The organism is Stutzerimonas chloritidismutans AW-1, from assembly GCF_000495915.1.
GTDB lineage: Bacteria > Pseudomonadota > Gammaproteobacteria > Pseudomonadales > Pseudomonadaceae > Stutzerimonas > Stutzerimonas chloritidismutans.
Genome location: NZ_AOFQ01000030.1, coordinates 69,752 through 84,015, shown reverse-complemented (window position 1 = coordinate 84,015; position 14,264 = coordinate 69,752). Strand labels below are relative to the sequence as shown.

Below are 14,264 nucleotides of genomic sequence, written 5' to 3'. Positions count from 1 at the left end.
GACCCATGGCGCGTCTTACCCTGCATTTCCCGGAAGACCAGTACTGCTTTTCCACCCAGCTCACTGTACGAATCACCGACATCAACGCCGGCAACCATCTGGCCAACGACTCGATGATCTCGATGATTTCCGAGGCGCGGGCGCGCTTCCTGTTCGCCTACGGGGTTGCCGAGACCCGTCAGGACGGTGCTGGCATCATCGTGACCGACCTTGCCACGACCTACAAAGCCGAGGCCCATGCCCGTGATGCGCTGCTGTTCGAGGTCGGCGTAATGGATTTCAACAAGTACGGCGGCGATATCATCTTCCGCATCACCCGCCCTGCCGACGGCACACTGATCGCCATGGCCAAATCCGGTTTCGTCTTCTACGACTATGCCCAAAGCCGCGTCGTCGCCATGCCCGAGGCGTTCGCCGGCAAGTTTCCGCGGGTCAACCGGATCGACTAGGGGCGTCAGCCACAGATTGCAGCAACCGCTGGACATCCTCGCGATGACACAGCTCGGTGCCCGGACGCATCACCGTCGCGGCACCCGCGGCAATGCCCCGGCACACCGCATCCTGTAGCGAGCGCGCCTCGGCCAGCGCCAGCACCATGGCGCCGAGCATGCTGTCACCCGCACCCACCGCGCTGACCACCGGGACATCCGCCGAGGGCAGGCGCTGCAGCTCATCGCCACAGGCGTACAGCGCGCCCTGGGCTCCCAGCGACAACACGACCACTTCGGCGCAGCCCTGAGCGATCAGGCGGCGCAGCGCTGCCTCCTGTTCGGCCTCGCTGGAGATGGGGTAGCCCACAAGGCTGGACAGCTCGTCGAGGCTCGGCTTCATCAGGTATGCACCGCCCTGCCGGGCGGCGTGGCGTAATGGCTCGCCGGACAGATCAACGACCAGCCGCGCACCGATACCGCGCGTCAATGCCAGCAGCTCGTCGTAGAAACCCAGGTCGACGCCAGGTGGAAAGCTGCCGCTCAGCACCACATAGGCCGGCGCTGGCTGCAGCGCTGCGAGGCTGTCGAGGCAACGCTGAAGTTCCTGCGCGGATAGCGTCGGACCGGGCAGCACGAAGCGGTACTGCAGGCCTGAGCCCAGCTCATCGACAGTGAAACTCTCGCGGGTATCGCCAGTAATGGACACCGGACGATGCACCAGACCCAGTTCGTCGAGCGAACGCTGCAGGAGATCGCCAAAGGGCCCTCCAGCCGGATAGATGGCGATCGCCCTGCCCCCGAGCGTCTTCACCACCCGCGCCACGTTGATCCCGCCGCCACCCGGGTCGTGGCGCGGCAGCGAACACCGCAGCTTTTCGGTACTGATCACCCGGGCGGTGCTCACGGAAAGGTCCATCGCGGGGTTGAGGGTCAGGGTCGCAATCAGAGGCATCGCTCGCTCCTTGGCAAAAGCCGCTCAAGACTAACAGCAAGCGCGCCTGGGTTTTACGAGATGCCTTGCCCTGATTTGGCGCGCGGTTGCGCGCTATCTGTGCGCTTTGTCGTCGTACGGCATCTGCTTAGCCACGCCGAACGCACAGAATCGGCGGCCTCCGCAGGCTGGCACGCTAGATGCTAGTTCCGCTTCAGGCAGGCCAACGGCGGTCTGCAATATCACGACAAAGGCGTCGCACCACACCTGCTCTGGCAGGCGTGCTGCGGCGCCTTTTTGTTTTCCGCCTCGACGAGGGGGCGGTCTGAGCAGCCCTAGCGGCCAACGCCGCGTCACGAACGCCCTGGAGCCAATCCAATGAGCACGAGTTTCTGGAAAGCCGGCCATGCGCCGACCCTGTTTGCCTCCTTCCTCTACTTCGACCTGAGCTTCATGGTCTGGTACGTCCTCGGCCCGCTGGGCGTGCAGATCGCCGCCGATCTCGGCCTGACCACCCAGCAACGCGCCTTCATGGTCGCCACGCCGATCCTCGCCGGTGCCGTCCTACGTCTCGCGCTGGGCATCCTGGCGGATCGTACATCGCCGAAAACCGCGGGGCTGTTCGGCCAGATTGTCGTCATCGTCGCGCTGCTCGTCGCCTGGCTGCATGGCATCCACAGTTACGAGCAGGCACTGCTGCTCGGCCTGTTCCTCGGCATGGCCGGCGCATCCTTTGCCGTCGCGCTGCCGCTGGCCTCACAGTGGTATCCGGCAGAGCACCAGGGCAAGGCGATGGGCATCGCCGGTGCCGGTAACTCCGGCACTGTGCTGGCGGCCCTGTTCGCGCCGGTGCTGGCGGCGATCTTCGGCTGGAACAATGTATTCGGCCTCGCGCTGATCCCGCTGGTCCTCACCCTGATCATCTTCGCCAGCGTGGCGAAGAATGCCCCCAACCGCCCGGCACCGAAGTCGCTGGCCGATTACATGAAGGCGCTGGGCGACCGCGACAGCTGGTGGTTCATGTTCTTCTACAGCGTCACCTTTGGCGGCTTCCTCGGCCTGGCCAGTACTCTGCCCGGCTATTTCCACGACCAGTACGCCTTCGACCCGGTCAAGGCCGGCTACTACACCGCGGCCTGCGTCTTCGCCGGCAGCCTGCTGCGCCCGCTCGGCGGTGCACTGGCCGACCGCATCGGCGGCATCCGGGCGCTGCTGGTGATGTACACCGTCGCCGCCTTCTGTATCGCCGTGGTGGGGTTCAATCTGGCCAGTTCGACTGCAGCGTTGGCGCTGTTCGTGGTCGCCATGCTCAGCTTGGGTGCCGGCAACGGTGCGGTGTTCCAATTGGTGCCGCAGCGCTTCAACAAGGAGATCGGCGTGATGACCGGACTGGTCGGCATGGCCGGCGGTATCGGCGGCTTTCTACTCACCGCCGGGCTTGGCGCAGTCAAACAATCGACCGGTGACTACCAGTTCGGCCTATGGCTATTCGCCAGCCTCGGCGTGCTCGCCTGGTTCGGTCTCTATGGCGTCAAGCGTCGCTGGCGCACCACCTGGGGTTCTGCTGCGGTAACCGCGGCACGGGTGTGATGCCCTCGCAGATCCTGCAGGGCGCGAATATTGCTCTGCTGCAGTACGCAGTCAGTCGAGAACGACCATGCCCCTGCGATTGAGCTATGGCGAGGCCAGCGCTGCCGGACCGCGCCCGGAAAACCAGGATGCGATACGCATCGTCACCCCGGCGCCCGGGCTGGCAACCGGCAAGGGCTATCTGTTCGCGCTGGCCGATGGCGTCAGCCAGTGCGCCGATGGCGGCCTGGCTGCGCGAGCGACCTTGCAGGCGCTGGCTTTCGACTATTACGCGACGCCGGAGACCTGGGCCGTCGCGCAATCACTCGACCGCGTGCTGGTCGCGCACAACCGCTGGCTGCAGGCCAACGGCGGCAACCAGCCGCTGTTGACCACCCTCACCACACTGGTGCTGCGCGGTCGCCGCTTCACCCTGGCGCATGTTGGCGATTGCCGCGCCTACCGCTGGAACGGCTCCCAGCTCGAGCGACTCAGCGAAGACCATGTCTGGGAGCAGTCGGGCATGCAGCATGTGCTCAAGCGTGCGCTGGGACTGGATCAGCACCTGGTGATGGACTACCTCGACGGCGAGCTGCAAGAAGGCGAAAGCTACCTGCTGCTGAGCGACGGCGTCTGGTCCTGCGTCCCCGAACGCGACATCGCGCATATCCTGCACGATCAACCCGACCTAGGCGCCGCGGCACGGGCGCTGGTCAATCTGGCGCACCAGAGCGGCAGTCAGGACAACGCCAGTGCCTTGCTGTTGCGCGTCGAAGCCCTGCCCGAAGCGGTGCTGGCCGACGCCCTCGCCCAGCTCGATCATTGGCCGTTGCCGCCGAAGCTGCGCCCCGGCCAGCTGTTCGAGGGCTGGCAGGTGAATGCACTGCTGCACGAGTCGCGGCAGTCGCTGATCTACCGGGTGCAGGATGCTCAGGGCCAGGCCTGGCTGCTGAAGACGCTGCCACCCAGCCGGCAGGACGAGGCAGACGCAGGACCGGCGTTGCTCCAGGAAGAATGGTTCATGCGCCGGGTTGCCGGGCGCAACTTCGCCGAACTGCATCCGCTGCCAGAACGCCAACACCTCTATTACGTGCAGCGCGAGTACAGCGGGACGACCCTGGCGCAACGCTTCGAACGAGACGGCCCGCTGCCACTGGCCGATTTGCTGCAGGTCGCCTCCCGGCTGATCCGCGCGGTGGGCATGCTGCATCGGCGCAACATCCTTCATCGTGACATCAAGCCGGAAAACCTGCTGCTGGGTGAGGACGGCGAGCTGCGTATCCTGGATTTCGGCCTGGCGTTCTGCCCCGGGCTGACTCGCGATCTACCCAATCACCTGCCCGGAACCCCGAGTTTCATTGCCCCGGAGGCATTCACAGGGGCCGAACCCAGCGCAGCGCAGGATCTCTATGCGACCGGCGTGACCCTCTATTACCTGCTGACCGGGCACTACCCATACGGCGAGATCGAAGCCTTCCAGCATCCACGCTTCGGCAACCCGACACCGGCCAGCCGCTATCGCCCGGACGTGCCGACCTGGCTGGAGGAAAGTCTCGCCCGCGCGCTAGCGGTCGATCCACGACAGCGTTTCGAAACCGCCGAGCAATGGCTGCTTGAGCTGGAACAGGGCGAACAGCGCAGCGCCAGCCTTCGGCCGCGCCCGCTGCTCGAACGTGAGCCGCTGAAGGTATGGCGCGGCATGGCACTGCTTTCGCTGCTGCTCAACCTGCTGCTAGTGGTGTTGCTGATAAAAGGCGCGTGACGCTCAGCGACGGGTAATCAGCCCTTGGCGCGCCACCCGGGTCAGCTCGCGCACGCATTCCTCCAGGCGCTCAGCGGTCGGTGCCTGAATCACGGCCAGATCGAAGCTGTCGGTGGCAAAACGCGCCAGCGACTCGTCGGCCGTGGCGAACTGGATAAGCAGGGCGCGGGATTTGCGATGACGTCGCGGCCAACCTTCGAGGTAGCGCAACAGAGATGGCTGGTGAGTACCGCCGAGGAGGACTTTCGGATTGCTGGGGTGCAGGCCGCTGGTGATCGGGGCCAGGCGCAACTGGGCGTGCTTTGCGTTCATCGATTTCAACTTCCGCCTCGAGGATTCCGCTGGGCAGCGGTGGGAGGCGACACCGGAACCAGCGCTTTAGCGGTATTTCGAAGCCATCGGCTCCAGGCGCCCCGCAAGTAGCTGACTAAATCGGCGCATGGGCGAAACTTTAGAAAGCTGGCCGCAGCCTGTCAACGGCGTTTTTGGAGTCGCTTCGATGGCGATTCGCACCATCAGGGCGCAAGCCGCTGCATATCAGTGCAACGATGCTCCGCGGCCAACGCCCCATCAACCGCTCAAGCCCTTGAAAATTGGTGTATTTGCAAATTGGCATAACCTCTGCAAAGCAGAACCTCGAAGAATCATTACGACCTGACCCTCAACGTGGAGCGGCAGGTTTCCCGAGAGAGCGGGACACGGACAAAGGCGTCCTCACTGGGTAACCGGTGGGACGCCTTTTTTGTTGTTGAAAAATTTCGAGCAGGCCGGACGGCAGCTGGCACGGAGAACGGGCATGAAGAAACTCAAACTGGTAATGATCGGCAACGGCATGGCCGGCGTGCGGACCCTTGAGGAACTGCTCAAGCTCACCAACGAGCTCTATGACATCACGGTGTTCGGCGCCGAGCCACATCCCAACTACAACCGCATCCTGCTCTCCCCGGTGCTGGCCGGCGAACAGCAGTTCGAAGAGATCGTGCTCAACGACCTGAACTGGTACGCCGAGAACGATATCCACCTCAAGCTCAACCGCAAGGTGGTGAAGATTGACCGGGTCAAACGCCGGGTGATCGCCGATGACGGCAGCGAGGCGGAATACGACCGCCTGCTCATCGCCACCGGCTCCAACCCGTTCATCCTGCCGATTCCCGGCAAGGACCTGCAGGGCGTAATCGGCTACCGCGACATTGCCGACACCCAAGTGATGATGGAAACCGCCAAGACCCACAAACACGCGGTGGTCATCGGCGGCGGCCTGCTCGGCCTGGAAGCGGCCAACGGCCTAAAGCTGCGGGGCATGGACGTCACCGTGGTGCACATCGGTGACTGGCTGATGGAGCGCCAGCTCGACAAGACTGCCGGCACCCTGCTGCAGAGCGCGCTGGAAAGCCGTGGCCTGAAGTTTCTCCTGCCCAAGCACACCGCCGAACTGCTCGACAACGGCGAAGGCCGGGTATGCGCGGTCAAGTTCAAGGACGGTGAGGTGATCCCCGCCGACCTGGTGGTGATGGCCGCCGGCATCCGCCCCAACAGCGAGCTGGCGGAACAGGCCGGTATTCCGTGCAACCGCGGCATTCTGGTCAACGACACCCTGCAGACCTACGACCCGCGCATCTACGCCGTCGGCGAATGCGCCAACCATCGCGGCATCGCCTATGGCCTGGTCGCCCCGTTGTTCGAACAGGCCAAGGTCTGCGCCAATCACCTGGCCATGCTCGGCTTCTCCCGCTATCTGGGCTCGGTGACCTCGACCAAGCTCAAGGTCACCGGCATCGACCTGTTCTCGGCCGGCGATTTCATTGGCGGCGACGGCACCGAGACCATCACCCTCTCCGACCCCATCGGCGGCGTCTACAAGAAGCTGGTGATCAAGGACGACGTGCTGGTCGGCGCCTGCCTGTATGGCGACACCGCCGATGGCGGCTGGTACTTCCGCCAGGTCCGAGAGGGCCAGAACGTGGGCCAGATCCGCGACCACCTGATGTTTGGCGAGGGTGCGATCGGCGATGCCGGCCACCAGGGCCAGAGCAAGGCCATGTCGATGCCGGACGACATGGAAGTGTGCGGCTGCAATGGTGTGTGCAAGGGCACCATCGTCAAGGCGATTCAGGAACACGGGCTGTTCTCGGTGGACGAGGTGAAAAAGCACACCAAGGCCGCGAGTTCCTGCGGCTCCTGTGCCGGGCTGGTCGAACAGATTCTGATCAACACCGTGGGCGGCGCCGCCGACGTCAAGCCGAAGAGCGAGAAGGCCATCTGCGGCTGCAGCGACCTTAACCACGGCCAGGTACGCAAGGCCATTCGCGAGCACCACCTGACCAGCATTCCGGCGGCCATGGCCTTCATGGAATGGCGCACGCCGAACGGCTGCGCCACCTGCCGGCCGGCGCTGAACTACTACCTGATCTCCACCTGGCCGGGCGAAGCCAAGGACGACCCACAATCTCGCTTCATCAACGAGCGCGCCCACGCCAACATCCAGAAGGACGGCACCTACTCGGTCATCCCGCGGATGTGGGGCGGCGTCACCAATGCCGCCGAGCTGCGGCGCATCGCCGATGTGGCGGACAAGTATCAGGTGCCGATGGTCAAGGTCACCGGCGGCCAGCGCATCGACCTGCTGGGCATCCGCAAGGAAGACCTGCCAGGCGTCTGGAAAGACCTGGATATGCCCTCCGGCCACGCCTACGGCAAATCCATCCGCACCGTGAAGACCTGCGTCGGCAGCGAGTTCTGCCGCTTCGGCACGCAGAACTCGACGCAGATGGGCATCGACCTGGAACACGCCCTTTTCAACATGTGGTCGCCGCACAAGGTCAAGCTGGCCGTCTCCGGCTGCCCGCGCAACTGCGCCGAATCCGGTATCAAGGACGTCGGCATCATCGGCGTGGACTCCGGCTGGGAGCTGTACATCGGCGGCAACGGCGGCATCAAGACCGAGGCCGGCGAGTTCTTCGTCAAGGTGAAGACAGCCGAGGAGGTCATGGAATACAGCCTGGCGTTCCTCCAGCTCTACCGCGAAGAAGCCTTCTACCTCGAGCGCACCGTGCACTACCTGCAGCGCGTCGGCATGGATCACATCAAGAAGGCCGTGCTGGACGACGCCGAGCGACGCAAGGCGCTGCACCAGCGGCTGCTGTTCTCGCTTTCCTTCGAGCAGGACCCGTGGCAGGAGCAGCTCTCCAAGCCGCAGCTGAAGAAGGAATTCGACCGCATCGCCGTCAAGCAGCTGGAAAACGCCTGAGAACCCGATCTGGAGAGACACCGCATGAACTGGCTCGATATCTGCGCACTGGATGAAATCAACCCGCTCGGCTCGCGCATCATCGCCGGCCCCAAGGGCGATATCGCGATCTTCCGCACCTCCGACGATCAGGTCTTTGCCCTCGACGACCGCTGCCCACACAAGGGCGGACCGCTGTCGCAGGGGATCGTCTACGGCAAGCAGGTCGCCTGCCCGCTGCACAACTGGCAGATCGACCTGCAAAGCGGCGAAGCACTAGCGCCCGACGTCGGCTGCGCCCACCGCCACGAGGCGCGCGTCGAGAATGGTCGCGTGCAGCTTTCGCTTAACCAGCGCAAGGAATGCGCGGCCTGAACACACCGCAGTTGACCAGCACCTTTTCCCAGGAGACGACGCCATGCGTATGACAACCGCCTCGACCTGCTGCTACTGCGGTGTCGGCTGTGGCGTGCTGATCGAGCACGACGGCGAGCGCATCCTCGATGTGGCCGGCGACCCCAGCCATCCGGCCAACTTCGGCAAGCTGTGCAGCAAGGGCTCGACGTTGAACCTGACCGGCGATCTGGACGCTCGCGCGCTCTACCCCGAGCTGCGTCTGGGCAAGGGCCTGGCGCGCAGCCGTACCGACTGGGACAGTGCCCTGGAGCACGCGGCCAGCGTATTCACCGAGACCATCCGCGAGCACGGCCCGGACAGCATCGCCTTCTATGTCTCCGGCCAGCTGCTGACCGAGGACTACTACGCCTTCAACAAACTGGCCCGTGCCCTGGTCGGCACCAACAACCTGGATTCCAACTCGCGGCTGTGCATGTCCTCGGCGGTGGTCGGCTACAAGCGCAGCCTGGGCGCCGACGCCCCACCATGCAGCTACGAGGACATCGAGCAGGCCGACTGCCTGCTGATCGCCGGCAGCAACATGGCCTATGCGCATCCGGTGCTGTTCCGCCGTCTGGAGGAAGCCAAGACGAAGCGACCGGAGATGACCATCATCGTCGTCGACCCGCGGCGCACCGACACCAGCGAGCTGGCCGACCTGCACCTGCCGATCCTGCCGGGCACCGATGTCGCGCTGTTCCACGGGCTGCTGCATATTCTCATGTGGGAAGGCTGGATCGACCGCCGCTTCATCGACGCCCATACCGAAGGCTTCGATGCGCTGAAAAGCCTGGTGCGCGACTACACCCCGGCGATGGTCGCCGACCTCTGCGGCATCTCGGTAGATGATCTGCAAACCTGCGCACGGCTGATCGGAAGCGCGCCAGCCTTCCTCTCCCTGTGGTGCATGGGTCTGAATCAGTCTACCGCCGGCAGCGCCAAGAACAGTGCGCTGATCAACCTGCACCTGGCCACCGGACAGATCGGCAAGCCGGGTGCCGGCCCCTTCTCGCTCACCGGCCAACCGAACGCCATGGGCGGCCGTGAGACCGGCAGCCTGTCCAATCTGCTGCCCGGTCACCGCGACGCAACCAATGCCGAACACCGTGCCGAAGTCGCGGACTACTGGGGCGTCGAGCAGCTGCCAAAACAGCCTGGCCTGTCCGCCATCGAGCTGTTCGAGGCGGTGCGCGCCGGCAAAATCAAGGCGCTGTGGATCGCCTGCACCAACCCGGCTCAGTCGCTGCCGGACCAGCAGAAAGTCCATGAGGCCCTGGCCGCCTGTCCCTTCGTCGTAGTGCAGGAAGCCTTCTTCACCACCGAAACCTGCCGCTACGCCGACCTTCTGCTGCCGGCCGCGAACTGGGGCGAGAAGGAAGGCACGGTGACCAACTCCGAGCGCCGTATCAGCCACGTGCGCCGCGCCGTACCGGCCCCAGGTGAAGCCCGTGCGGACTGGGCGATCACCTGCAATTTCGCCCGGCGTCTGGAGCGTCACCTGCGCCCCGACCAGCCGAGCCTGTTCGCATTCGAGAATGCCGAAGCGCTGTTCGAGGAGTACAAGCCGCTCACCGTCGCCCGCGATCTGGACTACAGCGGCCTGAGCTACGCACTGATCGACACCCTCGGTCCGCAGCAATGGCCGTTTCCGCCAGGCAGCGAACAGGGCACCGCGCGGCTGTATGGCGACGGTGTGTTTCCCACTGCCAATGGCCACGCGCGCTTTATCGCTGAGCACTACCAGGCGCCGAAGGAAAAGCGCGAGGCGCGCTACCCGCTGACGCTCAATACCGGCCGGCTGCGCGACCAGTGGCACGGCATGAGCCGCACTGGCACTGCGGCGCGGCTGTTCGGCCATGTCGAAGAAGCGTTGCTCGGAATGAACGCTGATGACATGCGCCGCCGGCGTCTGCTGGACGGCCAGCTGGTGACGGTGAAAAGCCGTCGCGGCAGCCTGATCCTGCCTGTGCAGAAAGATGACAGCCTGCGTGCCGGCCAGACCTTCCTGCCGATGCACTGGGGCGATCGCTTTCTCAAGGGGCTGGGCAGCAACGTACTGACCCTGGCCAGCGTCGATCCGCTGTCGAAACAGCCGGAACTCAAGCATGCCGGCATCGAAGTGGAACGAGTCGAACTGCCGTGGCAGTTCTTTGCGCTGGTCGAGGGCGACGTGCAGCGACGTTTCGAGGCGCTGCGGCCATTGTTCGAGACGTTCGACTACGCCAGCTTCAGCCTCGGCGGTCGCGAGCGCTCGGCGCTGCTGATCCGCGGCGCCCGAGATGCGGCGCCAACGGCCGTCGAGCTGGATGCCATCGACCACCTGCTCGGCCTCGATGAAGGACCGGTGCTGGCCTATGACGACCCGCGTCGTGCAGTCGGCAAACGCGTACGCATCGACGAAGGCCGTATCGTCGCATTGCGCCTGGCCGGCGAGACCGTCGCCCGGCAGTGGCTGCGCGGACTCTGGGAAAGCGGCAGCGCCGACGCCGAGTTGCGTCGCTGGCTGCTGGCTCCACTCAGCGCGCCACCTGGCGGCGCGACGGTCAGCACCGACCGCACTCTGTGCAACTGCATGAACGTCAGCCAGAGCAAGGTCTGTGCAGGCATCGAGCGCGGTCTCGATCTGACCGGCCTCAAGCAGGAACTCGGCTGCGGCACCAGCTGTGGCTCCTGCGTTCCCGAAATCAAGCGTCTGCTGGCCAGCCAGCCGGAACGCGCACTTCTCTGATACCAACCATGACGAGGATTACCCAATGAGCGCAAAAGTCTGGCTGGTAGGCGCCGGCCCTGGCGACCCGGAACTGCTGACCCTCAAGGCCGTGCGCGCGCTGGGCGAAGCACAGGTGGTGATGATCGATGACCTGGTCAACCTCGCCGTGCTCGAACACTGCCCGAACGCTCGCATCATCCCGGTGGGCAAGCGCGGCGGCTGCCGCTCCACGCCGCAAGCCTTCATCCACCGTCTGATGCTGCGTTACGCCCGCCAGGGCAAGTGCGTGGTGCGCCTCAAGGGTGGCGATCCGTGCATCTTCGGCCGCGGTGGCGAAGAAGCCGAATGGCTGTCGGCACGCGGGATCGAGGTCGAGCTGGTCAACGGCATCACTGCCGGCCTGGCCGGTGCCACGCAATGCGGCATCTCGCTGACCCAGCGCGGCGTCGCCCGCGGCGTCACCCTGGTAACAGCGCACACGCTCGACGACAGCAGTCCGGAATGGCAGGCGCTGGCCAAAAGCGGCACCACGCTGGTGGTGTACATGGGTGTGAGCAAGCTGGAACAGGTGCAGGCCGGGCTGTTGGAGGGCGGACTTTCCGCCGATACACCAGTGGCGATGATCGAGAACGCTTCACTGCCGCAGCAACGCGAATGCCGTTCAAGCCTCGCCGGCATGTGCCGCGACGCCTTGGCCTTCAAGCTGAAGAGCCCGGCGATCCTGGTGATTGGCGAAGTGGCCGCACAGGCTGCGCTCCAGGCGGTAAGCCAGAGCGCCTGACCGTAGCTGACCGCCGTACCAAACACCCCTAAAAAAAACCGCGGCCAAAGGGCCGCGGTTTTCGTTACTGCGTGATCATCACGCTTTCTGACGCAGCTTCTCCGGTTTGATCAGGAAGCGGGCCAGGGCCGGCAGCAGCCAGATCGCGCCGACCATGTTCCAGAGGAACATGAAGGTCAGCATCAGACCCATGTCGGCCTGGAACTTGATCGCCGAGAACACCCAGGTCACCACACCAATCGCCAGGCAGACACCGGTGAAGATCACCGCCTTGCCGGTGGATTTCAGGGTCTGGTAGTAGGCTTCCTGAAGGGTCATGCCCTGGCGCAGGAACGACTCCAGACGGCTGTAGATATAGATCCCGTAGTCCACACCAATACCCACGCCCAGCGCGATCACCGGCAGCGTGGCGACCTTCACCCCGATGCCCATGAAGGCCATCAGCGCGTTACCGAGGATCGAAGTCAGCACCAGCGGCAGGATCACGCAAAGCGTGGCCGCCAGCGAGCGGAAGGTCAGCAGGCACATGATGCTCACGGCCAGGTAGACGGCGATCAGCATGGTGGTTTCCGACGCGGCGATGACCTCGTTGGTGGCCGCTTCGATACCGGCGTTACCTGCCGCCAGCACGAACTCCAGACCTTCGCGGTTGTTCTCCTCGGCAAACTCCTTCGCCGCGGCCACCACGTGTTCCAGCGTCTCGGCCTTATGGTCGTTAAGGAACACCAGTACCGGTGCCAGCGAGCAGTCGCTGTTGTACATGCCTTCGGCACGGGCGATGGAGTTGTTCAGCACATGCTGGTTACGCGAAAGCGTTTCCCATTTCAGGCTGCCCTCGTTCATGCCCTTGATGCCCTGGCGCGCCACCGACACCATCGACACCGCCGACTGCACGCCCTCGGTGTTCTGCATCTTCCACATCAGCTCGTCCATGGCGGCGAGCGTGTCGTAGTGCGAACAGCCTTCCGGCGCGGTCTTGATCATCACTACCAGCACGTCGGAACTGGTCGAGTAGTTGCGGATGACGAAGTCGTTGTCCAGGTTGTAGCGCGAATCCGGATGCAGCTCCGGCGCGCCCTGATCGAGGTCGCCGATCTTCAGGTTCTGGCCGTACCAGAGGCCATCCCAGAGCCCCCCCGCCAGCGCGACCACGGCGATAGTGATGGAGATCGGTGCCACCTTCGGGCTCGCGAAATTCGACAGCGCACGCCAGAACGGATGATCGCGCGAGGCTTCTTCGCGGGCCTGCTTGATCGCCCGCTGACTGATGCCCATGTAGGAAATCGCAACCGGCAGCAGGATCAGGTTGGTCAGGATGATGACCGCCACGCCCAGCGAAGCGCCGATGGCCAGCTCGCGGATCACGCCGATATCGATCAGCAGCAGGGTTACGAAACCCACCGCATCCGACAGCAACGCCACCATGCCCGGGATGAACAGCTGACGGAAAGCCATGCGCGCCGCCGTCACCGGATCTTCGGTATAGCCGGAGGCCATGGCGATGCCGTTGATCTTCTGTACGCCGTGGGAGATACCGATGGCGAAGACCAGGAACGGTACCAGCATCGAGTACGGATCGAGCCCGAAGCCCAGGGTGTGCAACAGGCCGAGCTGCCAGGTCACGGCGATCAGCGTGGTGATCAACACCGCAATGGTGCTCTTCAGGCAACGGGTGAACCACAGCAGCAGGACGAAGGTGATGCCGATGGCGACGATGAAGAACAACGCCACACCGACCAGCCCGTCGATCAGGTCACCGACCTTCTTGGCGAAGCCGATGATGTGAATCTCCACATTCGGGTTCTGCGTCTCGTACTTGTCGCGAATCTTCTCTTCCAGCTCGTGGGAGAACTTCTGGTAGTCCAGCTTGATCTGCTTGCTGCGATCTTCCGGATCCGAGTAGGACTCCATCAGCGGCACGTCGATGATGCTGGACTTGAAGTCATTGGCGACCAGACGCCCGACCTGACCGGACTTGAGAATGTTGCTGCGAAGGTCATCGAGACTTTCCGGCGACCCGTCATAGGTCTGCGGAATGACCTCACCGCCGGCGAAGCCTTGCTCTGTCACCTCGGTCCAGCGAACGCTGGGACTCCAAAGCGACTTCATGTTGGAGCGATCGACACCTTGGATATAGAACACTTCGTCATGAATCTGCCGCAGCGTTTCCATGTAGTCCTTGGCGAAGATGTCACCATCTTTTGCTGCCACGGAGATCCGCACCGTGTTGCCGAGGTTGGCCAGATCATTCTGGTGCTCGAGCATCTTCTGGATATACGGATGCCCCAGCGGAATCATCTTCTCGAAGCTGGTCTGCGGCCGAACCTGGGCCGCCTGATAGAAGAGAAATGCGCTGATCAGCAGGCAGAGTACGACGACTGCCGGCCGGTTGTTGAAGATCAGGCGCTCGAGGAACGACGCCGGCTTCTGGTGGTGCTTGGTCATGCAGACTCTCCCG

General features: G+C 64.1%; 10 protein-coding genes. 7 read left to right on the top strand and 3 right to left on the bottom strand.

Features of this window, described 5'->3' with window-relative positions; genetic code table 11:
• The first annotated feature begins 5 nt into the window (after positions 1–5).
• Positions 6–449 (top strand): thioesterase family protein, encoded by a 444-nt coding sequence (locus F753_RS35165; RefSeq protein ID WP_003280718.1) that lies wholly within the window; start codon positions 6–8, stop codon positions 447–449.
• On the opposite strand, the gene F753_RS35160 is transcribed toward F753_RS35165, so the two are convergent.
• Complete coding sequence (locus F753_RS35160) at positions 433–1,383, bottom strand: 1-phosphofructokinase family hexose kinase (RefSeq protein ID WP_023445171.1); 951 nt, start codon at positions 1,381–1,383, stop codon at positions 433–435. The two genes, F753_RS35165 and F753_RS35160, sit on opposite strands and share 17 nt — an antisense overlap.
• A 357-nt stretch (positions 1,384–1,740) precedes the next feature.
• On the opposite strand from F753_RS35160, the gene F753_RS35155 reads away from it, so the two are divergent.
• Together F753_RS35155 and F753_RS35150 are read left to right on the top strand one after the other, a co-directional pair.
• Positions 1,741–2,952, top strand: coding sequence for a NarK family nitrate/nitrite MFS transporter (locus tag F753_RS35155; protein WP_023445170.1), 1,212 nt, complete (start codon positions 1,741–1,743; stop codon positions 2,950–2,952).
• A 67-nt stretch (positions 2,953–3,019) separates the two neighbouring features.
• Positions 3,020–4,693, top strand: a complete 1,674-nt coding sequence (locus F753_RS35150) for a bifunctional protein-serine/threonine kinase/phosphatase (RefSeq protein ID WP_014820707.1) — start codon at positions 3,020–3,022, stop codon at positions 4,691–4,693.
• Between the two features lie 3 nt (positions 4,694–4,696).
• Here F753_RS35150 and F753_RS35145 read toward each other — a convergent pair whose 3' ends face one another.
• Positions 4,697–5,005 carry a hypothetical protein gene (locus tag F753_RS35145; protein WP_023445169.1) on the bottom strand — a complete coding sequence of 103 codons (309 nt, stop codon included), beginning with the start codon at positions 5,003–5,005 and terminating at the stop codon, positions 4,697–4,699.
• A 484-nt stretch (positions 5,006–5,489) separates the two neighbouring features.
• Here F753_RS35145 and nirB point away from each other — a divergent pair, with 484 nt between their 5' ends.
• Genes nirB through cobA form a run of 4 tightly spaced genes read left to right on the top strand, consistent with a single transcriptional unit; the run spans position 5,490 to position 11,806 of the window.
• Positions 5,490–7,940, top strand: coding sequence for a nitrite reductase large subunit NirB (gene nirB, locus F753_RS35140; RefSeq protein WP_023445168.1), 2,451 nt, complete (start codon positions 5,490–5,492; stop codon positions 7,938–7,940).
• Between the two features lie 24 nt (positions 7,941–7,964).
• Positions 7,965–8,294 carry a nitrite reductase small subunit NirD gene (nirD, locus tag F753_RS35135; RefSeq protein ID WP_014820710.1) on the top strand — a complete coding sequence of 110 codons (330 nt, stop codon included), beginning with the start codon at positions 7,965–7,967 and terminating at the stop codon, positions 8,292–8,294.
• Between the two features lie 43 nt (positions 8,295–8,337).
• A complete protein-coding gene (locus F753_RS35130; RefSeq protein ID WP_023445167.1) occupies positions 8,338–11,043 on the top strand; it encodes a nitrate reductase in 2,706 nt (901 codons plus the stop codon).
• A 25-nt stretch (positions 11,044–11,068) separates the two neighbouring features.
• Positions 11,069–11,806 carry a uroporphyrinogen-III C-methyltransferase gene (cobA, locus tag F753_RS35125; protein WP_023445166.1) on the top strand — a complete coding sequence of 246 codons (738 nt, stop codon included), beginning with the start codon at positions 11,069–11,071 and terminating at the stop codon, positions 11,804–11,806.
• A 78-nt stretch (positions 11,807–11,884) separates the two neighbouring features.
• Here the strand turns inward: cobA and F753_RS35120 are convergent, their stop codons facing one another.
• Positions 11,885–14,251, bottom strand: coding sequence for an efflux RND transporter permease subunit (locus F753_RS35120; protein ID WP_023445165.1), 2,367 nt, complete (start codon positions 14,249–14,251; stop codon positions 11,885–11,887).
• Positions 14,252–14,264: the final 13 nt, after the last annotated feature.